General features: G+C 55.5%; 1 pseudogene. It reads right to left on the bottom strand.

Annotated features, from left to right (window positions below):
* Positions 1–37: 37 nt before the first annotated feature.
* Positions 38–263 (bottom strand): annotated as a pseudogene (locus HBA93_RS21740) (hypothetical protein); the annotation flags it as partial.

Here is a 263-nt window from a genome sequence, read left to right as displayed (position 1 = left end):
CAAATATCACCGGCATATTCTCAGAAAGAACCGTTGATCAGGAAGGAAGTTCGTCCGCCTGCGCGGCCTCTGCATGATTATTCGACATCACGGAGAGCGAGCGCCCGAGCTGCGCACTGATCTCATCGGCACTCAGTGGTGCGCCGAGCAAAAAGCCCTGTACCAGATCTGCACCACCGGTTCCGCGAATCAGTTTCAGCTGTTCCTCAGTCTCCACGCCCTCAATAGTGACGCCGAAACCAAGCTCATGAGAGAGCTGTGTC

Source organism: Ochrobactrum sp. SFR4, from assembly GCF_019730395.1.
In the GTDB taxonomy this organism is placed as follows: domain Bacteria; phylum Pseudomonadota; class Alphaproteobacteria; order Rhizobiales; family Rhizobiaceae; genus Pseudochrobactrum.
Note: the sequence above shows the minus strand (reverse complement) of the source record. Positions and strands in the feature narration are given on the sequence as shown.